Genomic DNA, 22,889 nt, shown 5'->3' with positions numbered 1-22,889 from the left:
CAATGCTGAATGTGCCGGCCCCTTCGTGAGCAAGCCCACTCCCATCCTTGATCGCAACCAGCCACAAATCTCCATCCTTCGCCGATCCCACAGGGGAATGGTGTGATCCCTGGAACACGCGCAATAAAAAAGGCCTCGCATCTGCGAGGCCTTTCATTTTGGCTTCAATCGGTTCAACTCTGTGGCCTCATCCCTTGAGAAAGTCCGAACATGAACAACAACAGATCATGGTCAGGTTTAGTCGCCACGGAGGCTTTCGCCACCCGTGGTACTGCGCAGTGAGCATCGCCTGTGGTAGCACCGATCACCTGCATGCGGGGCTGCTCCCAGGCCGCCACCGCCAATGAAGCAACTGCCAAGGCTCCAACCAAAAACAAACCTCGTGCAATTTCGAGTTTCATCGCTATAAACCTTTGATAGCGCTGCCAAACGCCGTCTCATAAAAGTAGACGAGTTTTTTCCAGTCCGTGTCGCTGAACGACGAATGGCGACGCAATTGCTTCATGTCATGGGAGGCCGCGCGATAAGCGGTCAGACGCTGACGGCATTTCTCCAGATCGATCAATGCCACTTCGACCTGGGCCGAATCACCTTCGCCGGTCACCCGTACAAAAACGTGTTTGATGTAGATGCAGCTGTGCTGCCAACGACCCTTGTGCATGCGCGCGAGGTTTTCAGCCAGGTCTTTGAGAACGCGCTCGTAAACCGCTTCGCCATACTGGGCACGGCCACCGGCGGCTTCCCACTTCTCGAGTTCGTCGAAACCGTCCAGCGACTTGGTCACCAGCAGCGCACGCCACTTGTGTTGCGGATCGGGCTGCGCGCCGCAGAAGACGATTTGCGGGACGCGTACACCGAGGCGGCTGACACCGGTCAGGGCATCCAGCTCTCGCAAGACTGTCGGCCGGCCGAAAGGATGCAGCCAACTGCGATAGATATGTCCGGTCTGGCGCTTGGCATACAGTAACTGGCCGTCACGGCCCACGACTCGTTGCACACCACTTTCCCCGCCACGGCGCACGTTGGGTTCTTCCACCCATTCACCGCGCTGGTTCCAGTAGTAGTCGAAGCGATCCTGGGGAGCGACTTCCGTTTCTGCTGCTATTTGCACCGCCATCCTGTTACCTCTTGCGTAATACGTAAACCCGCCACATGGCATACAGCGGAATGAAGTCCAGTTGTTCCTGAATGCGAAAACCTGCGTCTTCGAACTCTTTTTCTACTGTCACAGCCGGTAACACAAACCGGTTTTGGTAACCTTCCTGCCCACGGCGCTGTTCAGCGCGTTTGCGTTTCCAGGCCTTGAAATTACCGTCCACCCACAACGAAATGATTACGCTGTCACGGGTGACACGCTCGAATTCGCGCAAAATCGTCCGCCGATGTTCGGCTTCACCGATGTGATGCAGCAAACGCATGCAGAAAATGCTGTCGACGGCGTTATCAGGTAAGGCAATGTCGAACGCAGACGTGTGCAAAGGTTGTACCCGTTTCACCACATCAGCCGGTTGCGCCTGCATCGCGGTCTTGATCATAGACTCGGAATTGTCCGCGCCAATGATCACCCGATTGGGTTTTTCCGCCAGCAACGGCCAGAAACGCCCTGCACCACACGGCAGATCCAGAACCAGCCCCGGCTCGCCCGCCAGCGTCAGTGCCTTGCGGGCCAGCTGCTCGTCCCGCCAATGTGACAACCGACGACCTAAACCGTCCTGGTGCTTGCGCAAATATTTTTGTGCATGCTGGTCATCATACTTTTCGGAAAAATCGAGCTTGATCGGACTGCTCATTTCAGGACTCCTGAATAACTGACGCCCCTACCATAGGTAGTGGCATGTCAGCGTCAGGTCGTCCCTTTGTGAAAATTACGTCAGGTAAACCGGCAAACTATTACAGGGTTTTACAGGGAGAAAGCAATAGCGCGGGGCCATCAGCTGAATCCGGCGGCCACTGATGATTCAATACTGCCGTTCAATCCCCTTCGCGAGCAGGCTCGCTCCCACCTTTGTACCGCAGATATCTGTGGGAGCGAGCCTGCTCGCGAAGGCGTCATCGAATACCAGCACTCAGGGCGCGGCCGCTTGGGTTTGGGGATCAACGCTGCCCCAGCGTCACCTCAAAGCGGCAACCATTGGGCTGCATGGTGCTCAACGTCACCTCCCAGCCTTGGTTCTCGCAGATCCGCTGCACCAGCGACAAGCCCAGGCCCAAGCCTTCGCCGCGCTTCTCATTGCCGCGTACGAAGGGCTGGAACATGGCCTCACGTTTTTCCTCGGGAATGCCGACGCCCGAGTCTTCGACGACGAAGCCGTTGTCGTTGAGCGTCAGGCGGATGAAGCCCTGCTCGGTGTAGTGGCAGGCGTTGCGCAACAAATTGCCCATGACCGCGCTGAGCAGAGTCGCGTTGAAGCGAGTGTCCGGCGGATTGCCCGGCTCGAACATCAGCTGCAGCCCTTTCGATTCGATCGGTTCACGCCAGATACTCAACAAGCCATCGGCCACCTGACTGATGTTCTGCTGCGGTGCCGAACCGGCGTCTTCACGCTGGGCGCGGGCGAGCATCAGGAAGGTCTGCACCAGTTCACGCATTTCTTCGCTGGCGCGGGCGATGCGCTCGACCTGGGCACGACCGCGTTGATCCAGCCCCGGATTTTCCAGCAGCAGTTCACAGGAACTCGCCAGCACCATTAACGGTGTGCGCAGCTCGTGGCTGACGTCACTGGTGAACAGCCGCTCCCGAGTCAGTGCCTGACGCAGGCGCCCCAGCGTGGCATCGAACGCCACCGCCAGTTCGCCGACTTCGTCAGCCGCATAGTCCGGCGCCAGTGGCGGCGCCAGACCGAGCAACTGATCGCGATGCCGTACTTGCCGTGCCAGGCGCACCACCGGCGCCATGACCTTGCGCGCCAGCACCCATCCGAGGAATACCGCCAGCGCCAGACTGAGCACAAAGCCCACCAGCACCACGGCAAACAGCACGCGCTCGCGCTCTTCGAAATCGCTTTGATCCTGCAGCAGCACGTAGCGCCGACCGTCGACGATCTCGACCATCGCGTGATACGACAGCTGCTCGCGGAACACTTCGTGGAACCCCGCATCGAGGTGACGCAGATCCTTGGGCAGCTCGAAATCACCCGGTCCGCCGCTGAAATAGAACAACTGGTCCGGTTCCGGGCGATGGCTCCAGTCCGATACGTTGTCCATCAGCAGCAGACGCTGCAGGTCGCCGCCCAGCCCCGCCGAAATCAGTTTCTCCTCCACCAGGTGCACGGTCGCCACGATGCCCATGGCGAAGGCCCCGGCCACCAGCGCACTCATCAGCGCAAAGGCGATGATGATCCGCTGGGAAAGGCTTTGCTTAAACTCCATCACGCCCCTCGGCCAAGCGGTAACCCACGCCGTGCACGGTTTGCAGCAACGGCTTGGCAAATGGCTTGTCGATCACCTGACGCAATTGGTGGACGTGGCTGCGCAGGCTGTCGCTGTCCGGGCAGTCATCGCCCCACAGCGCTTCTTCGAGAATTTCCCGGCGCAGGACATGCGGACTCTTCTGCATCAAGACTGCCAGCAGCTTGAGGCCGACCGGGTTGAGCTTGAGCAGCTTGCCCTCGCGGGTCACTTCCAGCGTGTCGAGATCGTAGGTCAGGTCACCCACCTGCAGCGCACGGCGTCCGCCACCCTGAGTCCGGCGCATCACCGCCTCGACCCGCGCCGCCAGCTCGGACAGGGCAAACGGTTTGACCAGATAATCGTCGGCCCCGGACTTGAAGCCCTGCAGGCGGTCGTCCAGTTGATCGCGGGCGGTGAGCATGATCACCGGCGTATCGCGCCGGGCATCTTCACGCAGGCGCTTGCACAGGGTGTAGCCGTCGATCCCCGGCAGCATGATATCGAGCACGATCAGGTCGTAATGCTCGGTGGCAGCCAGATGCAGGCCCGACAAGCCGTCCTGGGCACAATCGACGGTATAGCCTTTGAGTCCCAGGTAATCGGCCAGGTTGGCCAGGATATCGCGGTTGTCTTCGACCAATAGAATTCGCATTGGCATCTCCTCCGTACACAGTGACGGCCGTCATGGCCCGCGCAGCTTAAGGCCAACGCCGGTTCAGGGCTAGGGCCGACAGGCGTGCAAATCAATTTGCCCTGGCAAATTAAATGTTTAACAAAGTTTTCACTATCGATTCACAACCTGACTACAGTGACGCCGCGAAACTCGCGCGCCATTGATATAAGGAAAACTAGACAATGGACCTTCTCAAGACCGCGCCCGTGCGCTTTCTGCTGCTCATCACCGGCGCCTGGCTGGTCATCTTTCTTCTGACTCGAGCGGTACTGCTGCTGACTCACCTGGATGAGGCCGGCGGCTTCGCCCTGTCGGTGTTCGGCATCGGCGCGCTGTACGACCTGGGTTTCCTGGCCTATGCGGCATTGCCGATGGGCTTGTACCTGCTGCTCTGCCCGCCGGGGCTGTGGCGGCGTCGTGGACATCACGGGTTCCTGCGCGCCCTGCTGACCATCAGCCTGTTCGCCATGCTGTTCGTGGCGGTGGCTGAATGGCTGTTCTGGGACGAGTTCGGCGTGCGCTTCAACTTCATCGCCGTCGATTACCTGGTGTACTCGGACGAAGTGCTGAACAACGTCCTCGAGTCGTACCCGATCGGCAAACTGCTGAGCCTCCTCGGCGTGCTGGCCGTGGTGATCAGCTTTGCCTTGGGCAAGCCGTTCAATGCCGCCATGAATGCCCCGCTGCCAGCGCTGCGCGGGCGTCTGCTCAGTGCCTTGGGCCTGTTGATCGTCGCGGGTCTGAGCCTGCAACTGCTCAGCCAGGACGCCCCGCGTGCCCAGGGCGGCAACGCCTACCAGAACGAACTGGCCAGCAACGGCCCGTATCAGTTCTTCGCCGCGTTCCGTAACAATGAACTGGACTACACCCAGTTCTACAAGAGCCTGCCGGCGGAAAAAGTCGCCAGCCAGATCCGCGCCGAGCTGAGCGAAAGCGACGCGCGCTTCATTGGCAAGGATCCACAGGACATTCGCCGGGTGATCGACAACCCGGGCACCCCGCGCAAGCCAAACATTGTGCTGGTGACCATCGAAAGCCTCAGCGCCAAGTACCTGGGCAGCAATGGCGACGGTCGCAACCTGACGCCCAACCTCGACGCGTTGCGCAAGCAGAGCCTGTATTTCAATAACTTCTACGCCACCGGCACCCGCACCGATCGCGGTCTGGAAGCGATCACCCTGGCCATCCCGCCGACGCCGGGCCGCTCGATCGTCAAACGCATCGGCCGTGAAAGCGGTTTCGCCAGCCTTGGCCAGCAGTTGAGCGCGGTGGGTTACGACAGCGTGTTCGTCTACGGCGGACGCGGCTACTTCGACAACATGAACGCGTTCTTCAGCGGCAACGGCTATCGTGTCGTCGACCAGAGCAGCGTCGATGAAGCCGAGATCCACTTCAAGAACGCCTGGGGCATGGCCGACGAAGATCTGTATCGTCAGACCCTGAAACTGGCGGATGCCGACTACGCCAAACAGCAGCCGTTTCTGCTGCAACTGATGACCACCTCCAACCATCGCCCTTACACCTACCCCGACAACCGGATCGACATCAAATCCGGCAACGGCCGTGATGGTGCGGTGAAGTACACCGACTATGCGATTGGTCAGTTCCTGGAGCAGGCGCGGCAAAAGCCGTGGTTCGACAATACGATCTTCATCTTCGTCGCCGACCACACCGCGGGCAGCGCCGGCAAGGAAGACTTGCCGATCAGCAACTATCAGATTCCGCTGTTCATCTACGCGCCGAAAATGATCGAAGCTCGCGAGAGCGCGCAACTGGCCAGCCAGATCGATCTGGCCCCAACGCTGCTGGGCTTGCTCAACCTGGATTACACCTCGACGTTCTTTGGTCGCAACCTGTTGCAGGACAACCCGTTGCCACCGCGCGTGGTGGTCGGCAACTACCAGCACCTGGGTCTGTTTGATGGCAAGGATCTGGCGATCCTCAGCCCGCGCCAAGGCTTGCGCCGGCATGACGATGCGTTGACCGAAAGCCGCGAGTCGCGGGTCAGCAGCGACGATCCGCTGGTCAGCCGGGCCATTGCGTATTACCAGGCGGCCAGTTATGGCTTCAAACAGCAGTTGTTGAGCTGGAAGCCGGCGAAGGACAGCACTGTCCAGGTCAGCGAACAGTAACCGTCAATAGAAACGCCCCGGGCTGATGCACCGGGGCTTTTTTTTGCGCAACCGGTTATCACAGGAAATCCAGATCCCAATGTGGGAGCGAGCCTGCTCGCGAATGCTGTGCATGCGTCACAGCTGTAGTGACGGGGTGATTGCTTTCGCGAGCAGGCTCGCTCCCACAGGGGATGGTGTGAAGCCTGGAGTCCGGGCAATAAAAAACCCCGCCTGCTCAGCGCAGGCGGGGTTTTTCGTTACAGGGGTAAGGCTGGCTTACATCATGCCGCCCATGCCACCCATGCCGCCCATGTCTGGCATACCGCCGCCAGCCGAGCCTTCTTTCTTCGGTGCATCAGCAACAGCCGCTTCGGTGGTCAGGATCAGACCGCCGATCGAGGCTGCAGCTTGCAGAGCGGAACGGGTTACCTTGGTTGGGTCCAGGATGCCCATTTCGATCATGTCGCCGTATTCGCCCGAAGCAGCGTTGTAACCGAAGTTACCTTTGCCGTTCTTCACTTCGTTGACGACTACGCTTGGCTCGTCACCGGAGTTGGCCGCGATCTGGCGCAGCGGCGCTTCAACAGCGCGACGCAGTACAGCGATACCGACGTTCTGGTCAGCGTTGTCGCCGGTCAGTTCGGTCAGGGCTTCCAGAGCACGGATCAGCGCAACGCCACCGCCAGGTACCACGCCTTCTTCAACGGCTGCACGGGTTGCGTGCAGGGCGTCTTCAACGCGGGCCTTCTTCTCTTTCATTTCAACTTCGGAACCAGCGCCAACCTTGATCACTGCAACGCCGCCGGACAGCTTGGCCAGACGCTCTTGCAGTTTTTCACGGTCGTAGTCCGAGGAAGTTTCGGCAACCTGGGCACGGATCTGAGCGATACGGGCTTCGATGTCGCCTTGTACGCCAGCACCGTCAACGATGATGGTGTTTTCCTTGGACAGGGTCACGCGCTTGGCGTTACCCAGGTGCTCCAGGGTGGTGCTTTCCAGGCTCAGGCCGATCTCTTCGGAGATCACGGTACCGCCGGTCAGAACGGCGATGTCCTGCAGCATGGCCTTGCGACGGTCGCCGAAGCCTGGAGCCTTGACGGCTGCAACCTTGACGATGCCACGCATGTTGTTCACGACCAGAGTCGCCAGGGCTTCGCCTTCAACGTCTTCGGCAACGATCAGCAGTGGACGGCCGGCTTTGGCAACGGCTTCCAGCACTGGCAGCATTTCGCGGATGTTCGAGATCTTTTTGTCGACCAGCAGGATCAGCGGGCCGTCGAGCTCGGCAACCATGGTGTCCGGCTTGTTGACGAAGTACGGGGACAGGTAGCCACGGTCGAACTGCATGCCTTCTACAACCGACAGTTCGTTTTCCAGGCCCGAGCCTTCTTCAACGGTGATCACGCCTTCTTTACCGACTTTTTCCATGGCTTCGGCAATGATGTCGCCGATGGAGTTGTCGGAGTTGGCGGAGATGGTACCTACCTGAGCGATAGCCTTGGTGTCAGCGCATGGCTTGGACAGGGCTTTCAGCTCTTTGACGATCGCGATGGTCGCTTTGTCGATACCGCGCTTCAGGTCCATCGGGTTCATGCCGGCAGCGACGGCTTTCAGGCCTTCGTTGACGATCGACTGAGCCAGAACGGTCGCAGTGGTAGTACCGTCACCTGCGTCATCGTTGGCACGGGAGGCAACGTCTTTGACCAGCTGCGCGCCCATGTTTTCGAAGCGATCTTCGAGTTCGATTTCCTTGGCGACGGAAACGCCGTCCTTGGTGATGGTCGGAGCGCCGAAGCTCTTCTCGAGGATCACGTTACGGCCTTTCGGGCCCAGGGTCGCTTTTACCGCGTCAGCCAGAACGTTGACGCCTTTGAGCATCTTGGAGCGAGCGGCATCGCCGAACTTAACTTCTTTAGCAGCCATGATCGATATTCCTTAAATACTTTGTAGTAACGGGAAAATGAACGGGGGTATCAGCCTTCGATAACAGCGAGGATTTCGTTCTCGCTCATTACCAGCAGGTCTTCGCCGTCGACTTTCACAGTGTTGCTGCCGGAGTAAGGACCGAACACAACCTTGTCGCCTTCCTTCACGGACAGTGCACGCACTTCACCGTTTTCCAGAGCCTTGCCCGGGCCTACAGCGAGAATCACACCGTGGTTGGCTTTTTCAGCAGCCGAACCTGGCAGGACGATACCGCCAGCGGTTTTCTTTTCTTCTTCGCTGCGACGGATGACGACGCGGTCATGCAGAGGACGAAGCTTCATTGTCGATCTCTCCTAATTGTGGTTTTCATCGGCCGGTGTAGTCCCGGCGGGTTTAACAAATCCGGCCTGCGCCGGTTGCGGTTCGTCGAGCAAACCGCGGAAGTCTGTCCGGCTTGAATGCCGGAAACCTTTCGGTGACCGATACATAAGGGCGCATAAGCTTATTACAAGGGCGGGGGCAGAAAATTTTTCATCGGTTGCCCCTTGAATGCCGCGCATAAAGAAACGGCACCCGAAGGTGCCGTGTCGATGCAGGGGTTACTTGCTGTCGCGATGTTCGAACTCGCCTTCGATCACATCACCCTCGCGGCCCAGAGGCTGGCGCGGTGCAGGACCGCCACGGGGTTGCAGGTCGTCGGCAAAGGCACGTTGACGCATCGCCTGTTCTTCGGCGCGCTGACGCATTTTATTGGCCAGCAGACGACGAGTGAATGGCAACAGCATCACCAGACCGACCACGTCGCTGATGAAGCCCGGCAGGATCAACAGGCCACCGGCCAGTGCCAGCATCAGGCCTTCAAGCATGGTCTGCGCGGGCAATTCACCGCGGTTCAGGCTTTCACGGGCACGCAGTGCCGTGGCCAGACCGGCGACGCGCAGTACGAACACACCGAACATCGAGCCGAGAATGATCAGCAGCAGGGCCGGGAAAAACCCGATCGCCCCTGCCACTTTGACGAATACGAACAGCTCCAGCACCGGAAACAGCAGAAAGAGCAACAAAAAAGGGCGCATCAAAGATTCCTCAACGCAAGAAATGCCTTGCAGTAAGCCTTAGATGACGTCGCCCTTTCGTGAATTCAAGCGTCGGTCACCGCATTTTTTGGCCAGACCTCGGCGTGAGCCAGAGAAACCAAGGCTTCGCGCACTTGTATCGGCGTATGACAAGGCGCTGGAAACGGTAGCCAGTACAACGCCTGACCGATGCGCAGGTGCATGCCTTCGCTGTCGATTCCGGCCAGTTGCGCCGGGACGGTTTTCGGTAGGCCGCTGAGTTCCACGTAATGCGCGATGGCTTTGGCGTGATCGCTGTTCATGTGCTCGACCATGCTGACTTCGGCCTTGCCGGCGAACGGATTGGCCAAGGTCAGCTGATCGACCCAGTGAATCGCGCCGAAACCGCCGATGTAGCGGTGCCGCACCGGATTGAGCACCCAGAAATCAAAGTCGTGGGCCTTGTGGTAGTTCTGCGAGTCGGGGAAATACCGGTAATAACGCTCGGCGGCGGCTTCGATGGCAGCCGGGTCTTCGAGCTTCTGCGCTTCGGCCAGATAGGTCAGGCGACCAACGGCCTGCACGTCGTCGGCCTCGCGCTCACCCACCAGCAGCGAACATTTCGGATCTTTCTGCAGGTTGTGGGTGTGCTGGGCGATGCGGCTGATCAGGATCAGCGGGCGGCCGTGGTCATCCAGGCAATACGGCACCACCGAGCCGAACGGAAAACCGGGCATCGATTTGGAGTGAGTGGACAATACGCCACGGTATTCCTTGAGAAGCAATTCTCGGGCATTCTTGGCCGCTTCAACGCTCAATTTATGACTCCTTAAATAGAATCCGTCGAAAAAACGGACAGGCGCCTGGGGATAAGTCCCGGTCACGCCATCGGGCAATGCTCATGTGCAATCTGGCCATAACCGGTACGGATCGAGCGTCGCCAATAACAAAAACCACTCAGACCGGCTATCGGGGCATGCGAATGCAACTCAACGACAAAGTAATCATTATCACCGGCGGTTGCCAGGGTTTGGGCCGTTCCATGGCCGAGTATTTCGCCGGCAAAGGCGCGAAGCTCGCGCTGGTCGACCTCAATCAGGAAAAACTCGACGACGCAGTAGCAGCCTGCAAGGCCAAGGGCGTCGAGGCGCGCAGCTATCTGTGCAACGTGGCCATTGAAGAACAGGTTGAGCACATGGTCGCGCAGGTTGCCGAAGATTTCGGCGCGATCCATGGCCTGATCAACAACGCCGGGATCCTGCGTGACGGCCTGCTGCTCAAGGTCAAGGACGGCGAAATGACCAAGATGAGTCTGGCCCAGTGGCAGGCAGTGATCGACGTCAACCTGACCGGCGTGTTCCTGTGCACCCGTGAAGTGGCGGCGAAAATGGTCGAGCTGAAGAACAGCGGCGCCATCATCAATATTTCTTCGATCTCCCGTGCCGGTAACGTCGGCCAGACCAACTACTCTGCCGCCAAGGCTGGCGTGGCCGCAGCCACTGTGACCTGGGCCAAGGAACTGGCGCGTTACGGTATTCGCGTGGCAGGCATTGCGCCGGGCTTCATCGAAACCGAGATGACCCTGGGCATGAAGCCGGAAGCGTTGGAGAAGATGACCTCGGGGATTCCGCTCAAGCGCATGGGCAAGCCGGAAGAGATCGCCCATTCGGCGGCGTACATCTTCGAGAACGACTACTACACCGGGCGGATTCTGGAGATGGATGGCGGCTTGCGGATCTGACTGCCAACACAGAAACCTATGTGGGAGCGAGCCTGCTCGCGAAAGCGGTGGATCAGACAACTCATCGGTTGAATGACACGCCGCATTCGCGAGCAGGCTCGCTCCCACATTAGATTGTGTTTCTGCTTATCAATCGTCACTGATGCTGATATTAGGCATCGCCGGCGTTGCCGCTTCCTGCAACACAATGCGCGCGCCGACGTGGCGGGCCAGCTCCTGATAGACCATGGCGATCTGGCTGTCCGGTTCGGCGATCACCGTTGGCTTGCCGCCATCGGCCTGCTCGCGGATCAGCATCGACAGCGGCAGCGAGGCCAGCAGTTCGACGCCATATTGGGTCGCCAGCTTCTCGCCACCGCCCTCACCGAACAGATGCTCGGCATGTCCGCAGTTCGAGCAGATGTGCACCGCCATGTTTTCCACCACACCCAGCACCGGAATGTTGACCTTGCGGAACATTTCCACGCCTTTGCGCGCGTCCAGCAGCGCCAGATCCTGCGGGGTAGTGACGATCACCGCACCGGCCACCGGGACTTTCTGCGCCAGGGTCAACTGGATGTCGCCGGTACCTGGGGGCATGTCGATCACCAGATAATCCAGGTCACCCCACGCGGTTTGCGTGACCAGTTGCAGCAGTGCGCCGGAGACCATCGGCCCGCGCCAGACCATCGGCGTGTTGTCGTCGGTCAGGAACGCCATCGACATGACTTCGACACCGTGGGCCTTGAGCGGCACAAACCACTTCTGATCCTTGACCTCGGGGCGGGTGCGCTCGGGGATGCCGAACATGATGCCCTGGCTCGGGCCATAGATGTCGGCGTCGAGAATCCCCACTTTGGCGCCTTCGCGGGCCAGCGCCAGCGCGAGGTTGGCCGCCGTGGTCGACTTGCCCACACCGCCCTTGCCCGAAGCCACGGCGACCACGTTCTTGACGTTGGCCAGGCCCGGGATCTGCGCCTGGGCCTTGTGCGCGGCGATCACGCTGTTGACCTCGACCTTGGCGATCGTCACCCCATCAAGATTTTCGATGGCCAGTTGCAGCAACTGTGCCCAGCCGCTCTTGAACAGACCGGCGGCGTAGCCGATTTCCATCTGAACCTTCACGCGGTCGCCATCGATCTCGATGTGCTTCACGCAACCGGCGCTGACCGGGTCCTGGTTCAGGTAGGGGTCGGTGTATTGGCTGAGGACGGCTTCCACCGCTGCGCGAGTGACGGCACTCATGGGCAACTCCGATAACAAGACTGGGAAAAGATGGCGGGTATCGTACGCTGGACGCAGATTTGTGGCGAACTGATTACTTGAGCAAGTCAGCACCTGTGGCGAGGGGATTTATCCCCGATCGGCTGCGCAGCAGTCGCAGAACCATCACCCGCGGTGTACCTGATAGGCCCTGATATCGGATTTGGGGGCGGCTTCGCCACCCATCGGGGATAAATCCCCTCGCCACAAATGCTCTCAAAGTACCCAGCGGCACAGGGTGAAAAATATGCGCCAGCGCTTTATAGTGGCCGACCTCCGTTTCATCAAGTAGCGAAGCCCCACATGTCCGAACCACGCAAGATCCTCGTCACCAGCGCCCTGCCCTACGCCAACGGTTCGATTCACCTTGGCCATATGCTGGAATACATCCAGACCGATATGTGGGTGCGCTTCCAGAAGCATCGCGGCAATCAATGCATCTATGTCTGCGCCGACGACGCCCACGGTTCGGCGATCATGCTGCGCGCGGAAAAGGAAGGCATCACCCCGGAACAACTGATCGCCAACGTGCAGGCTGAACACAGCGCCGACTTTGCCGAGTTCCTGGTCAACTTTGACAACTTCCACTCCACTCACGCCGAAGAAAACCGTGAGCTGTCGAGCCAGATCTATCTGAAGCTGCGTGACGCCGGGCACATTGCCCAGCGCTCGATCACCCAGTATTTCGATCCGGAAAAGAAAATGTTCCTGGCCGACCGCTTCATCAAGGGCACCTGCCCGAAATGCGGCACCGAAGACCAGTACGGCGACAACTGCGAAAAATGCGGTGCGACCTACGCGCCAACCGATCTGAAGGATCCGAAGTCGGCGATCTCCGGCGCCACTCCGGTGCTCAAGGATTCCCAGCATTTCTTCTTCAAACTGCCAGACTTCCAGCAGATGCTGCAGACCTGGACCCGCAGCGGCACCTTGCAGGACGCCGTGGCCAACAAGATCGCCGAGTGGCTGGACGCCGGCCTGCAACAGTGGGACATCTCCCGCGATGCGCCGTACTTCGGTTTCGAGATCCCGGACGAGCCGGGCAAGTACTTCTACGTGTGGCTGGACGCGCCGATCGGCTACATGGCCAGCTTCAAGAACCTCTGCAACCGCACGCCGGAGCTGGACTTCGACGCGTTCTGGGGCAAGGACTCCACCGCCGAGCTGTACCACTTCATCGGCAAGGACATCGTCAACTTCCACGCCCTGTTCTGGCCTGCCATGCTCGAAGGCGCCGGTTTCCGCAAGCCGACCGGGATCAACGTGCACGGCTACCTGACCGTCAACGGCCAGAAGATGTCCAAGTCCCGTGGCACTTTCATCAAGGCCCGTACCTACCTGGATCACCTGTCGCCGGAATACCTGCGCTACTACTACGCGGCCAAACTGGGCCGTGGCGTCGATGACCTCGATCTGAACCTCGAAGACTTCGTGCAGAAGGTCAACTCCGACCTGGTCGGCAAAGTGGTCAACATCGCCAGCCGTTGCGCCGGTTTCATCCACAAGGGCAACGGCGGCCTGCTGGTCGACAATAATGCTGCGCCAGAGCTGACCGAAGCCTTCCTAGCTGCGGCGCCAAGCATTGCCGACGCCTATGAAGCCCGCGACTTTGCCCGCGCCATGCGTGAAACCATGGCCCTGGCCGACCGCGCCAACGCCTGGATCGCCGACAAGGCCCCATGGTCGCTGAACAAGCAGGAAGGCAAGCAGGATGAAGTCCAGGCGATCTGCGCCACTGGCATCAACCTGTTCCGCCAACTGGTGATCTTCCTCAAACCGGTGCTGCCACTGCTGGCCGCCGACGCCGAGGCATTCCTCAACGTCGCCCCGCTGACCTGGAACGACCACACCACGCTGCTGGCCAACCATCAGCTCAATGAATTCAAGCCGTTGATGACCCGCATCGACCCGGTGAAAGTGCAAGCCATGACCGACGCCTCGAAAGAAGACCTGACCGCCAGCCAGACCGACACTGGCGCTGCCGCGCCTGCGGGCAACGGCGAACTGGCCAAGGATCCGCTGTCGCCGGAAATCGACTTCGACACCTTTGCTGCTGTCGACCTGCGCGTGGCTTTGATCGTCAAGGCTGAACACGTGGAAGGTGCGGACAAGCTGCTGCGCCTGACGCTGGACATCGGTGACGAGCAGCGCAACGTGTTCTCCGGGATCAAGAGCGCTTACCCGGACCCGTCGAAACTCGACGGTCGCCTGACCATGATGATCGCCAACCTCAAGCCGCGGAAAATGAAGTTCGGCATCTCCGAAGGCATGGTGATGGCCGCCGGCCCTGGCGGTGAAGAAATCTACCTGCTGAGCCCGGACAGCGGCGCCAAGCCGGGTCAACGCATCAAGTAAGACCCAGCGCTGAAACGATCCCACAGGCATGTTCTGCAGGCCTGTGGGATTTTTCATATCTGGCCCACCCATCGCGGGTGCCGGATAATGCCTAACCTTAAGTGACACCCGCCCGTTGCTGCCGGCAGAACCATGACCGAACTTGCGCTTACGCTGATCAGTGCCGCCCTGCTCAACAACTTCGTGTTGCACTGGCCGCTGGGTGTCGATCCGCTGCTGGCCGGCAGTCGGCGCCAGGTGCATGCGCTGGGGTTGGCGACGGCGTGCCTGATGCTGAGCGTCGGCTTCATCGGGTACGTGCTCTGGCACTGGCTGCTGGTGCCGCTGCAATTGCAGGCACTGCAGCTGTTTGTGTTCTTGCCGCTCAGCGTGCTGCTGATCGCGCCGCTGCTGAAGCTGTTGGCTCGTGCGCTGCCAGACTGGCCGTTCGACGGACTGTGGCCGCTATTGCTGGGTAATGCCGGCGTACTGGGGCTGGCCTTGATCAACGCGCAAAATGATCGCGGCCTGCTGCAAGCAGCAGCGCTGAGCATCGGCGCCGGGCTGGGTTTCTGGCTGGTGCTGAGCCTGTTCAGCGACTTGCGTGAACGCACGGCGGACAACGACATTCCCCTGCCCTTTCGCGGCTTGCCGATCGACCTGATCGGCGCCGGACTGATCGCAGTGATTTTTCTCGGATTCAGTGGACTGATCAAAACATGAGTCTGATTCAACTCATCGATGCCCTCCTGCCGCAGACCCAATGCGGCAAATGCGGCCACCCCGGGTGCAAGCCGTATGCGCAAGGCATCGTCGATGGCGAACCGATCAACAAGTGCCCGCCCGGCGGTGACGAAACCGTCGCCGCCTTGGCTGAACTGTTGAACGTGCCGGTGCTGGAACTGGACGTCAGCCGTGGCTCGGCACCGCCACAAGTGGCGTACATCCGCGAGGCCGAGTGCATCGGCTGCACCAAGTGCATCCAGGCCTGCCCGATCGACGCCATCGTCGGCGCGGCGAAACTGATGCACACCGTACTGATCGACGAATGCACCGGTTGCGACCTGTGCGTGGCGCCGTGCCCGGTGGACTGCATCGAAATGCATCCGCTGCCGCTCGGCACCTTGCCGGTGGTCGGTGGCCTGGCTTCCAGCCTTGAAGAACTGCGCGCACGCGCGGCCAAACGCGATCATGCGCGCCAGCGTTTTGAACGCCGCAACGCCCGCCTGCAGCGCGAAGAACAGCAGAAACAGGCTGAGCGCGAAGCCCGGGCGCAGCGTGCAGCGCAACCGGCGGTGGTTACTCTCGATCCGGTGCAGGCCGCTCTGGAACGGGTGCGCGCGCAGAAAGCCGCAACCGCCGACGCGGCGCTGAAAAAAGCCAAGATCGATGTCGCCATGAGTCGCGCGCAATTGCACAAATCGCTGAAAGCCTTCGGCCATCCGCCGACCTTCGAACAGCAATCGCAACTGATCGTGTTGCAACAGCAGTTTGAAGCCGCCGAACAGGCGTTGGCGAAACTCGAAAGCAGCGCCGCCACCGCTCCAGCCGCTGCGGCCCCGGTTCCGGCGAAAGACGCCGACCTGAAACGGGCGAAAATCCAGCTGGCCATGCGGCGCGCCGAATTGAAAAAGGCTCAGACCGCCGAAGCGCCAGCGGAGCAGATCGCCACGCTGGAACAGGCACTACGCGATGCCGAGCAAGCCCTTCACACGGCCGAGGCGGCCAGTGAGCAGCCTGCGCCTGACCTGGTACGGGTGGAAAAGCGCCCGCTCGACAACCAGCTTCGCCAGTTGAAAACCGAACTGGCCTACGCCCGCGCCGACCTGAGCAAACTCGAACGCCGCGCCGACACGCCGAACAACATCCTCGACAAGGCCCGCGCCCGCCTGCAGGCCGCCGAGCGTCAGGTGCAAGATCATGTCGCCCCGTGAAGCACCGGATGATCGCCTGCAACAGGCGATGATGCGGGTGCTACTGGCCACGCTGCCGGGGCTGTTGGCGTTGTTCTGGTTTTACGGCTGGGGCGTGTTGATCAACCTGATCCTGGCGGCGAGCACCGCGCTGCTGATCGAGGCTGGCGTCGCCCGCCTGCGCCGACAACCACTGCAACCAACGTTCAGCGATGGCAGCGCACTGGTCAGCGCGACACTGCTGGCCGCCGCCATGCCACCTTATTGCCCATGGTGGCTGACAGTTACGGCGGTGGCTTCGGGCCTGCTGTTCGGCAAACATTTATACGGTGGCATCGGCAAGAATCCGTTCAATCCGGCCATGCTCGGTTTCGCCCTGGCGATGCTGCTGTTCCCGCAGCCAATGACCCACTGGCCGGCGCATGGCATGAGTCTGCAGGCCGCTTTTGCACAGGTCCTGAATCTGGGCCAGGCTCCGGATGCCTGGGTTCAGGCCACCGCGCTGGACAGCCTGCGCATCAACAAAAGTCTGACCATGGATGAATTGTTCGCGACCAATCCGGCGTTCGGCCGTTTCGGTGGACGCGGCGTGGAGTGGATCAATCTGGCGTTTCTCGCCGGTGGACTGTTTTTATTGCAGCGCCGGGTGATTGCCTGGCAAGCGCCAGTTGGCATGCTGACCAGCCTGTTTTTCGTCAGCCTGCTCTGCTGGAACGGTTCGGGTTCGGATTCCCACGGCTCGCCGCTGTTTCATCTGCTGAGCGGCGCGACCATGCTCGGTGCCTTTTTCATCATTACCGAACCGGTATCCGGCGCCAAAAGTTCGCTGGCCCGGCTGCTGTTCGGCGTGGGTGTCGGCTTGCTCACTTACCTGATCCGAACTTGGGGCGGCTACCCGGACGGTCTTGCGTTTGCGGTGTTGCTGATGAATCTCTGCGTGCCAGCGCTGGAACGTTTTGCCGCCGCCCGCCAGACGCAGGTGCAATCATGAACCGCGTGGCTGCAGTCGTGACGCTGGTACTGATGACTGGCGCCGGTCTCGGCCTGACTTATGTGGTGCAGCGCGCCAGTGCGCCGCAGATTGCCAGCGAGCAACGCCTGCTCGACAGCCGCAAATTGCTGGATCTGATCGCGCCCGATGCCTACGACAATCAGCCGCTGGAGCAGCCGCTGGCGCTGACTGATACAACATTGAGCCACAGCACGCTGCTGACAGGTTACCGCGCAAGCAAATCCGGTCAGCCAGTGGCAGTGTTGTTGCGCACCCAGACCGAGGGCTATGCCGGCGCTATCGAACTGCTGATCGCCATCGATGCCAACGGCAGACTGCTGGGGGTAAAAACCCTGCGGCACAACGAAACACCGGCGCTCGGCGGACTTATCGGCGACTGGCCGAACCACTGGCTGGCGACTTTTACCGGTAAATCACGCAATGCACCTGACGACGCAGGCTGGGCGCTGAAAAAAGATCAGGGACAGTTCGATCAACTGGCCGGGGCAACCGTCACTTCCCGGGCTACCGTCAATGCCATTCATGACGCCCTGCGTTACTTTGATGAGCACCGCGCAACCTTGCTGGGGAGCGGATCATGATCCGGCCAACGAATCTGACAAACACGTTGATGCTGATGCTGCTGCTTGGCACCAGCGCGACATTGGCTGGCGCGCTGGGCATGCTGTTGATGTCGAGCGTTGTGGTGGTGGTTTACGGCGCATGCATCGGCCCGCTGCGCTCGCGGTTGTCTGGCAACAACCTGATGCTGGCCAGTCTGCTGCTGGCCGCCACCCTGACCAGTTGCGCCAATATCCTCGCGCAGCGCTGGGCGTTGCAGTGGCAACAGTCAGTCGGAATCTATGCCGGGCTGATCGCCTTGCAATGCGTAGTGCTGGAATACAATGGATTCTTTCGTCAGGCATTTGGCCTGCGCCTGACGTTTTTTGGCCTGTCGAGCGGGCTGCTACTGGCGCTGTCGGTACTGCGTGAACTGTTCGGTCAGGGCCACATCGGCCGTGGCCTGTCGGAACACTGGCAAGGCCTGGTTCTGTTCAGCGACGGGCTGCACTTGCTCACCCTGGTTCCCGGCGCCTTCATCGTGCTCGGACTACTGCTCGCCGCCCGCCAGGCCTGGACCCGCTCGACCGCTCTCTCCAAGGAAACACATCACCCATGAATGCCGCCAAACGTCTGGAAATTTTCCGCAGACTTCATGAAGACAATCCCGAGCCGAAGACCGAGCTGGCCTATTCCTCACCGTTCGAGTTGTTGATCGCAGTCATTCTTTCGGCGCAGTCAACCGACGTCGGCGTCAACAAGGCTACGGCCAAACTGTTCCCGGTGGCCAATACCCCGGCGGCGATCCACGCGCTGGGCGTCGAAGGGCTGTCCGAATACATCAAGACCATCGGCCTCTATAACAGCAAAGCGAAAAACGTGATCGAGACCTGTCGCATGCTGGTCGAGTTGCACAATGGCGAAGTCCCGCAGACGCGTGAAGAACTGGAAGCGCTGCCCGGCGTCGGTCGCAAGACGGCCAACGTGGTCCTCAATACCGCTTTTCGCCAACTGACCATGGCGGTCGACACGCACATTTTTCGCGTGAGCAACCGCACCGGCATTGCCCCGGGTAAAAATGTGGTTGAAGTGGAAAAGAAGCTGATGAAGTTTGTGCCAAAAGACTACCTGCTGGACTCCCACCACTGGCTGATTCTGCACGGTCGCTATGTGTGCCTGGCGCGCAAGCCACGCTGTGGCAGCTGCCGCATCGAAGATTTGTGTGAGTACAAACACAAAACCTCGGACGATTGATTGGCTATTGGAATAATTGATTCTTCGATTGAAAAAATCTTTTTTACCCGCAGCAGGAATATCGATATAAGGGGCGCCAAAGGCAGTCTTAGCCTGGAGTTCACCTTATGACTGACAGCAAAGAACAACTGGACGTAGATGAAGATTTTACCGTTGTGGATACCGACGACGCCGAACCGGTGGTCGAGGTCGCCAAGACCAATCTGAGTAAACGTCGCACCATCGATAACCTGCTTGAGGAGCGCCGACTGCAAAAGCAGTTGGCCGATTACGATTTTGATCTGTGACACTTGAAAGCCTCCCGAACCGGAGGCTTTTTACTTTCTGCTGAATCCGACACTGAGCGGCCCATGCCCCGTCGGTATTCCTGATCATCAGACCAGTCCGTTGCGTTGTGCCAATTCAATCAGGTCCACCAGCGAGCGGGCATTGAGCTTCAATAACAGACGGGTCTTGTAAGTGCTGACCGTCTTGTTGCTGAGAAACATGCCGTCGGCGATTTCCTTGTTGGTCTTGCCACGCGCCAATTGCTGCAACACCATCATTTCCCGCCCGGAGAGGCGATCCACCATATCGGCCTCACTGGCATTACCAAGACTGGTACGCACGGTGTGCAGGGCCTGGTTTGGAAAATAGCTGTAGCCGGACAGTACCGCTTTGATCGCACTCAGCAACTCAGTCAAATCCTGTTGCTTACATACATAACCCGCAGCACCTGACTGCATGCAGCGCATTGAAAAATGACCCGGTGCCTGGGAGGTCAACACCAGTACTTTCAACGGCATGGGTGTCGAGTTCAGACGCGCAATAACTTCAAGACCATCGAGTTTCGGTATTCCAATATCCAGAATAACGATATCCGGCATCTGTTCACGCGCAAGTTGCAAAGCATCCACACCATTATCCGTTTCTGCAATGACTTCGTAGCCATGACGCTCCATCAGCATACGCACAGCAAGACGAATGACGGGATGATCATCCACGATCAGCACTTTATTCATGGGCAAGTCCAGTTTCGCTGTTCGAATTTTTAGAGCACGCACAATAGCCCAGTCACTTCTGACATGGCACAAGAGAGTTTCATTGCAATCCCAGCAAAAGACATTCCCTACAGCAAATAAAGATTATTCCTACAAAAAAACCCATACAGGCGATTTTCAAATGGGACGACGCATCTCCTGGCCTTCACATCGACGCGAAAAACATGACGTCCTGAACACCACGCGAACTGTTCTTTCGAGGCAGACGGCTCAGCGAGCGGCTGAAAAAACGCGATAATCCATTGACTGCACATCGCTACGCAGCGCCAGCCCCGGCAGCTTATAAGTTTAAATAAACAACGTGAAAACAATCAAAAACCCTTTGATAGATCAACATCTGAAACAAGATACTTCTATCCAAACGTTATCATTTAATATAAAAATTATCTCGACCAGCAAGTTGCAACACCCCATACAAAACAACTCAACATACGTATTGGAAACACACAATTAATGAGCACCTTCCATGATAAAAATCAGAAGAAAAATTACCAATCCCATGACTGTAATTGCGATATTTGCATTTATTTCCGAATCGTCGGCTGCCATTTCCTTACCCTTTCTTGATAACGCCGAAAGAGAAGTCTACATCTGGTTCCTGATCAGCTTTCCGTTTTACTTGCTATTGCTATTCTTTTTAACGCTGAACTTCAACTACCGTTCGCTCTATGCGCCCTCGGACTTCGATAAGGACGACAGTTTTCTAAAAAGTTTCGAGGAGTTGAAACAGCCCGAGCTCCACTCCTGTTCGCCTCCAGCAAGAGCGTCTGTGGTAGGCGAAGTATCAGCTGCCAACGGATTGGAGTGGACGTTGTCTGTACATAGCGTTGACCTCAGGCAACTCCCTCCTTGCAGCGCTGGCGAATCCTGCCCGGAGCGACCGTGGATTGAGCACAACATTCAGCTGCCTAAATCCATCGGCACATTGTGCGCCATAGACGTACGTCGGTTGAGTAGCGCACAGGCGTTCAATGCGCTGGCAGAACACTTTCCGCATCTTGGCAAACACTCAGCCAAGGCAGTGGTATTTTTGACCGACTCTGCGTGCGACGTTTTGCTCAAGCAAATTATCCCGACCCTTATCAAACAGTCGAAAAAAAGCGGAGGCGCCAAACTTCTCGTTGCTTACAACGTAAGCACACAAAACACCACGGTTTTGAGAGGAGCATGAGCGTAGAGTAGATGCCTGAAGTGGACATTCAAGAAAATGCTGGAGTTGGCGGCAATGACCAAAGCTCTGGATTAACGTCAGACAAACACAGAAAAGAAATGGCGGCATTGTCATTGAGACAAGCCGCCATTTTTACAGCCCTGCAAGGCTTAGAACAGCTTGCGGCCTTTGTTGGCAGCGATGCGCATGCGCAGCGCGTTGAGCTTGATGAAGCCCGCCGCGTCGGCCTGGTTGTAGGCGCCGCCGTCTTCTTCGAAGGTCGCGATATTGGCGTCGAACAGCGAATCGTCGGACTTGCGGCCGGTAACGATCACGTTGCCCTTGTACAGTTTCAGGCGAACCACACCGTTCACGTTGACCTGCGAAGCATCGATCATCTGTTGCAGCATCAGACGCTCCGGGCTCCACCAGTAACCGGTGTAGATCAGGCTGGCGTATTTCGGCATCAGCTCGTCTTTGAGGTGAGCGACTTCGCGGTCCAGGGTGATCGATTCAATGGCGCGGTGCGCGCGCAGCATGATGGTACCGCCCGGGGTTTCGTAGCAGCCACGGGACTTCATGCCCACGTAACGGTTTTCAACGATGTCGAGACGACCGATACCGTGAGCGCCACCGATCTTGTTCAGCGTTGCCAGTACGGTGGCCGGAGTCATTTCGACGCCGTCCAGCGCGACGATATCGCCGTTGCGGTAGGTCAGTTCCAGGTATTGCGGGGTGTCAGGAGCCTTCTCCGGGGAGACGGTCCAGCGCCACATGTCTTCTTCGTGCTCGGTCCAGGTGTCTTCCAGCACGCCGCCTTCATAGGAGATGTGCAGCAGGTTGGCGTCCATCGAGTACGGGGACTTCTTCTTGCCGTGACGCTCGATCGGGATCGCGTGCTTCTCGGCGTAGTCCATCAGCTTCTCGCGCGACAGCAGGTCCCACTCACGCCATGGCGCGATCACTTTGACGCCAGGCTTGAGTGCGTAGGCACCCAGTTCGAAACGCACCTGGTCGTTGCCCTTGCCGGTGGCGCCATGGGAAATGGCGTCGGCGCCGGTTTCGTTGGCGATTTCGATCAGGCGTTTGGCGATCAGCGGACGTGCGATGGAAGTACCCAGCAGGTACTCGCCCTCGTAAACGGTGTTGGCGCGGAACATCGGGAACACGAAGTCACGCACGAATTCTTCGCGCAGGTCGTCGATGTAGATTTCTTTTACGCCCATGGCCTGAGCCTTGGCGCGAGCCGGCTCGACCTCTTCGCCCTGACCCAGGTCAGCGGTGAAGGTCACCACTTCACAGTTATAAGTATCCTGCAGCCACTTGAGGATCACCGAAGTGTCCAGGCCGCCGGAATACGCCAGAACGACCTTGTTTACGTCCGCCATGCCATCACTCCACGGGGTTCTACGGAAAGCCGAGGAGTCTACCGCTCAAATCCGATAATTTACAGAGGCGCGACAGCTTAAGACGACAAAGCGACAGAATCTGTCGACAGCGCGACG

Annotated in this window: 23 protein-coding genes; 11 read left to right on the top strand and 12 right to left on the bottom strand. The window is 58.9% G+C overall.

Annotated features, from left to right (window positions below; genetic code table 11):
* Positions 1–173: 173 nt before the first annotated feature.
* The 5 genes from QRN61_RS18525 to QRN61_RS18505 all read right to left on the bottom strand — a co-directional run bounded on the left by QRN61_RS18525 (position 174) and on the right by QRN61_RS18505 (position 4,042).
* A complete protein-coding gene (locus QRN61_RS18525) occupies positions 174–401 on the bottom strand; it encodes a hypothetical protein (RefSeq protein WP_025111684.1) in 228 nt (75 codons plus the stop codon).
* A 2-nt stretch (positions 402–403) separates the two neighbouring features.
* On the bottom strand, positions 404–1,117 hold the full coding sequence (locus tag QRN61_RS18520) for a lipopolysaccharide kinase InaA family protein (RefSeq protein WP_096795130.1): 714 nt from the start codon (positions 1,115–1,117) through the stop codon (positions 404–406).
* Positions 1,118–1,121: 4 nt separating this feature from the next.
* Positions 1,122–1,790 carry a class I SAM-dependent methyltransferase gene (locus QRN61_RS18515; RefSeq protein ID WP_027612050.1) on the bottom strand — a complete coding sequence of 223 codons (669 nt, stop codon included), beginning with the start codon at positions 1,788–1,790 and terminating at the stop codon, positions 1,122–1,124.
* Positions 1,791–2,094: 304 nt separating this feature from the next.
* Positions 2,095–3,369 carry a sensor histidine kinase gene (locus QRN61_RS18510; RefSeq protein ID WP_097086030.1) on the bottom strand — a complete coding sequence of 425 codons (1,275 nt, stop codon included), beginning with the start codon at positions 3,367–3,369 and terminating at the stop codon, positions 2,095–2,097.
* Positions 3,359–4,042, bottom strand: a complete 684-nt coding sequence (locus QRN61_RS18505; RefSeq protein ID WP_025111688.1) for a response regulator transcription factor — start codon at positions 4,040–4,042, stop codon at positions 3,359–3,361. Before QRN61_RS18505 ends, QRN61_RS18510 begins: the two co-directional genes overlap by 11 nt.
* 203 nt (positions 4,043–4,245) lie before the next feature.
* Here QRN61_RS18505 and QRN61_RS18500 point away from each other — a divergent pair, with 203 nt between their 5' ends.
* Positions 4,246–6,195: an LTA synthase family protein gene (locus QRN61_RS18500; RefSeq protein WP_285374460.1), complete on the top strand. Its 1,950-nt coding sequence runs from the start codon at positions 4,246–4,248 to the stop codon at positions 6,193–6,195.
* Between the two features lie 258 nt (positions 6,196–6,453).
* Here the strand turns inward: QRN61_RS18500 and groL are convergent, their stop codons facing one another.
* From groL to QRN61_RS18480, 4 genes are all read right to left on the bottom strand, one after another.
* Positions 6,454–8,100, bottom strand: coding sequence for a chaperonin GroEL (gene groL, locus QRN61_RS18495; RefSeq protein WP_007964008.1), 1,647 nt, complete (start codon positions 8,098–8,100; stop codon positions 6,454–6,456).
* Between the two features lie 50 nt (positions 8,101–8,150).
* Positions 8,151–8,444, bottom strand: coding sequence for a co-chaperone GroES (locus tag QRN61_RS18490; RefSeq protein WP_007916610.1), 294 nt, complete (start codon positions 8,442–8,444; stop codon positions 8,151–8,153).
* 258 nt (positions 8,445–8,702) lie between these two features.
* Positions 8,703–9,179, bottom strand: a complete 477-nt coding sequence (locus QRN61_RS18485) for an FxsA family protein (RefSeq protein WP_034153496.1) — start codon at positions 9,177–9,179, stop codon at positions 8,703–8,705.
* A 65-nt stretch (positions 9,180–9,244) separates the two neighbouring features.
* Positions 9,245–9,976 carry a HugZ family pyridoxamine 5'-phosphate oxidase gene (locus QRN61_RS18480; protein ID WP_285374455.1) on the bottom strand — a complete coding sequence of 244 codons (732 nt, stop codon included), beginning with the start codon at positions 9,974–9,976 and terminating at the stop codon, positions 9,245–9,247.
* A 164-nt stretch (positions 9,977–10,140) separates the two neighbouring features.
* Between QRN61_RS18480 and QRN61_RS18475 the strand changes: the two genes are divergently transcribed.
* Complete coding sequence (locus tag QRN61_RS18475; RefSeq protein ID WP_136492797.1) at positions 10,141–10,899, top strand: SDR family oxidoreductase; 759 nt, start codon at positions 10,141–10,143, stop codon at positions 10,897–10,899.
* Positions 10,900–11,028: 129 nt separating this feature from the next.
* Here QRN61_RS18475 and apbC read toward each other — a convergent pair whose 3' ends face one another.
* On the bottom strand, positions 11,029–12,123 hold the full coding sequence (apbC, locus tag QRN61_RS18465) for an iron-sulfur cluster carrier protein ApbC (protein WP_098965355.1): 1,095 nt from the start codon (positions 12,121–12,123) through the stop codon (positions 11,029–11,031).
* Positions 12,124–12,444: 321 nt separating this feature from the next.
* On the opposite strand from apbC, the gene metG reads away from it, so the two are divergent.
* From metG to QRN61_RS18425, 8 genes are all read left to right on the top strand, one after another.
* Complete coding sequence (gene metG, locus QRN61_RS18460) at positions 12,445–14,496, top strand: methionine--tRNA ligase (RefSeq protein WP_285374453.1); 2,052 nt, start codon at positions 12,445–12,447, stop codon at positions 14,494–14,496.
* Positions 14,497–14,628: 132 nt separating this feature from the next.
* Entirely contained in the window at positions 14,629–15,198 is a 570-nt protein-coding gene (locus QRN61_RS18455; protein ID WP_097086036.1) for an Rnf-Nqr domain containing protein, read from the top strand.
* Positions 15,195–16,409: an electron transport complex subunit RsxB gene (gene rsxB / locus QRN61_RS18450; RefSeq protein WP_285374451.1), complete on the top strand. Its 1,215-nt coding sequence runs from the start codon at positions 15,195–15,197 to the stop codon at positions 16,407–16,409. Before QRN61_RS18455 ends, rsxB begins: the two co-directional genes overlap by 4 nt.
* Positions 16,396–17,379, top strand: coding sequence for an RnfABCDGE type electron transport complex subunit D (locus QRN61_RS18445; RefSeq protein ID WP_285374450.1), 984 nt, complete (start codon positions 16,396–16,398; stop codon positions 17,377–17,379). Before rsxB ends, QRN61_RS18445 begins: the two co-directional genes overlap by 14 nt.
* Positions 17,376–17,981, top strand: coding sequence for an RnfABCDGE type electron transport complex subunit G (locus QRN61_RS18440; protein WP_285374448.1), 606 nt, complete (start codon positions 17,376–17,378; stop codon positions 17,979–17,981). The genes QRN61_RS18445 and QRN61_RS18440 overlap by 4 nt, the downstream gene beginning before the upstream one ends.
* A complete protein-coding gene (locus QRN61_RS18435) occupies positions 17,978–18,559 on the top strand; it encodes an Rnf-Nqr domain containing protein (RefSeq protein WP_285374447.1) in 582 nt (193 codons plus the stop codon). Before QRN61_RS18440 ends, QRN61_RS18435 begins: the two co-directional genes overlap by 4 nt.
* Positions 18,556–19,194 carry an endonuclease III gene (gene nth / locus QRN61_RS18430; RefSeq protein ID WP_003227707.1) on the top strand — a complete coding sequence of 213 codons (639 nt, stop codon included), beginning with the start codon at positions 18,556–18,558 and terminating at the stop codon, positions 19,192–19,194. The genes QRN61_RS18435 and nth overlap by 4 nt, the downstream gene beginning before the upstream one ends.
* Before the next feature lie 107 nt (positions 19,195–19,301).
* Positions 19,302–19,481 (top strand): PA3496 family putative envelope integrity protein, encoded by a 180-nt coding sequence (locus tag QRN61_RS18425; RefSeq protein ID WP_027612063.1) that lies wholly within the window; start codon positions 19,302–19,304, stop codon positions 19,479–19,481.
* A gap of 87 nt (positions 19,482–19,568) precedes the next feature.
* Here QRN61_RS18425 and QRN61_RS18420 read toward each other — a convergent pair whose 3' ends face one another.
* A complete protein-coding gene (locus tag QRN61_RS18420; RefSeq protein ID WP_003227711.1) occupies positions 19,569–20,195 on the bottom strand; it encodes a response regulator transcription factor in 627 nt (208 codons plus the stop codon).
* Between the two features lie 505 nt (positions 20,196–20,700).
* Between QRN61_RS18420 and QRN61_RS18415 the strand changes: the two genes are divergently transcribed.
* Complete coding sequence (locus tag QRN61_RS18415; RefSeq protein ID WP_115988994.1) at positions 20,701–21,405, top strand: hypothetical protein; 705 nt, start codon at positions 20,701–20,703, stop codon at positions 21,403–21,405.
* 149 nt (positions 21,406–21,554) lie between these two features.
* On the opposite strand, the gene QRN61_RS18410 is transcribed toward QRN61_RS18415, so the two are convergent.
* A complete protein-coding gene (locus tag QRN61_RS18410; RefSeq protein ID WP_027612065.1) occupies positions 21,555–22,772 on the bottom strand; it encodes an argininosuccinate synthase in 1,218 nt (405 codons plus the stop codon).
* Between the last annotated feature and the right edge of the window lie 117 nt (positions 22,773–22,889).

Source organism: Pseudomonas sp. lyk4-TYG-107 (assembly GCF_030209055.1).
Lineage (GTDB): Bacteria > Pseudomonadota > Gammaproteobacteria > Pseudomonadales > Pseudomonadaceae > Aquipseudomonas > Aquipseudomonas putida_A.
The sequence above is the reverse complement of the archived record's forward strand: the minus strand, read 5'-3'. Positions and strand labels throughout refer to the sequence as shown.

Excerpts from the sequence above, each read along its gene's own strand:
- QRN61_RS18525 (WP_025111684.1), bottom strand. The coding sequence starts at position 401 with ATGAAACTCGAAATTGCACGAGGTTTGTTTTTGGTTGGAGCCTTGGCA.
- QRN61_RS18520 (WP_096795130.1), bottom strand. The coding sequence starts at position 1,117 with ATGGCGGTGCAAATAGCAGCAGAAACGGAAGTCGCTCCCCAGGATCGC.
- QRN61_RS18515 (WP_027612050.1), bottom strand. The coding sequence starts at position 1,790 with ATGAGCAGTCCGATCAAGCTCGATTTTTCCGAAAAGTATGATGACCAG.
- QRN61_RS18510 (WP_097086030.1), bottom strand. The coding sequence starts at position 3,369 with ATGGAGTTTAAGCAAAGCCTTTCCCAGCGGATCATCATCGCCTTTGCG.
- QRN61_RS18505 (WP_025111688.1), bottom strand. The coding sequence starts at position 4,042 with ATGCGAATTCTATTGGTCGAAGACAACCGCGATATCCTGGCCAACCTG.
- QRN61_RS18500 (WP_285374460.1), top strand. The coding sequence starts at position 4,246 with ATGGACCTTCTCAAGACCGCGCCCGTGCGCTTTCTGCTGCTCATCACC.
- groL (WP_007964008.1), bottom strand. The coding sequence starts at position 8,100 with ATGGCTGCTAAAGAAGTTAAGTTCGGCGATGCCGCTCGCTCCAAGATG.
- QRN61_RS18490 (WP_007916610.1), bottom strand. The coding sequence starts at position 8,444 with ATGAAGCTTCGTCCTCTGCATGACCGCGTCGTCATCCGTCGCAGCGAA.
- QRN61_RS18485 (WP_034153496.1), bottom strand. The coding sequence starts at position 9,179 with ATGCGCCCTTTTTTGTTGCTCTTTCTGCTGTTTCCGGTGCTGGAGCTG.
- QRN61_RS18475 (WP_136492797.1), top strand. The coding sequence starts at position 10,141 with ATGCAACTCAACGACAAAGTAATCATTATCACCGGCGGTTGCCAGGGT.
- apbC (WP_098965355.1), bottom strand. The coding sequence starts at position 12,123 with ATGAGTGCCGTCACTCGCGCAGCGGTGGAAGCCGTCCTCAGCCAATAC.
- metG (WP_285374453.1), top strand. The coding sequence starts at position 12,445 with ATGTCCGAACCACGCAAGATCCTCGTCACCAGCGCCCTGCCCTACGCC.
- QRN61_RS18455 (WP_097086036.1), top strand. The coding sequence starts at position 14,629 with ATGACCGAACTTGCGCTTACGCTGATCAGTGCCGCCCTGCTCAACAAC.
- rsxB (WP_285374451.1), top strand. The coding sequence starts at position 15,195 with ATGAGTCTGATTCAACTCATCGATGCCCTCCTGCCGCAGACCCAATGC.
- QRN61_RS18445 (WP_285374450.1), top strand. The coding sequence starts at position 16,396 with ATGTCGCCCCGTGAAGCACCGGATGATCGCCTGCAACAGGCGATGATG.
- QRN61_RS18440 (WP_285374448.1), top strand. The coding sequence starts at position 17,376 with ATGAACCGCGTGGCTGCAGTCGTGACGCTGGTACTGATGACTGGCGCC.
- QRN61_RS18435 (WP_285374447.1), top strand. The coding sequence starts at position 17,978 with ATGATCCGGCCAACGAATCTGACAAACACGTTGATGCTGATGCTGCTG.
- nth (WP_003227707.1), top strand. The coding sequence starts at position 18,556 with ATGAATGCCGCCAAACGTCTGGAAATTTTCCGCAGACTTCATGAAGAC.
- QRN61_RS18425 (WP_027612063.1), top strand. The coding sequence starts at position 19,302 with ATGACTGACAGCAAAGAACAACTGGACGTAGATGAAGATTTTACCGTT.
- QRN61_RS18420 (WP_003227711.1), bottom strand. The coding sequence starts at position 20,195 with ATGAATAAAGTGCTGATCGTGGATGATCATCCCGTCATTCGTCTTGCT.
- QRN61_RS18415 (WP_115988994.1), top strand. The coding sequence starts at position 20,701 with ATGATAAAAATCAGAAGAAAAATTACCAATCCCATGACTGTAATTGCG.
- QRN61_RS18410 (WP_027612065.1), bottom strand. The coding sequence starts at position 22,772 with ATGGCGGACGTAAACAAGGTCGTTCTGGCGTATTCCGGCGGCCTGGAC.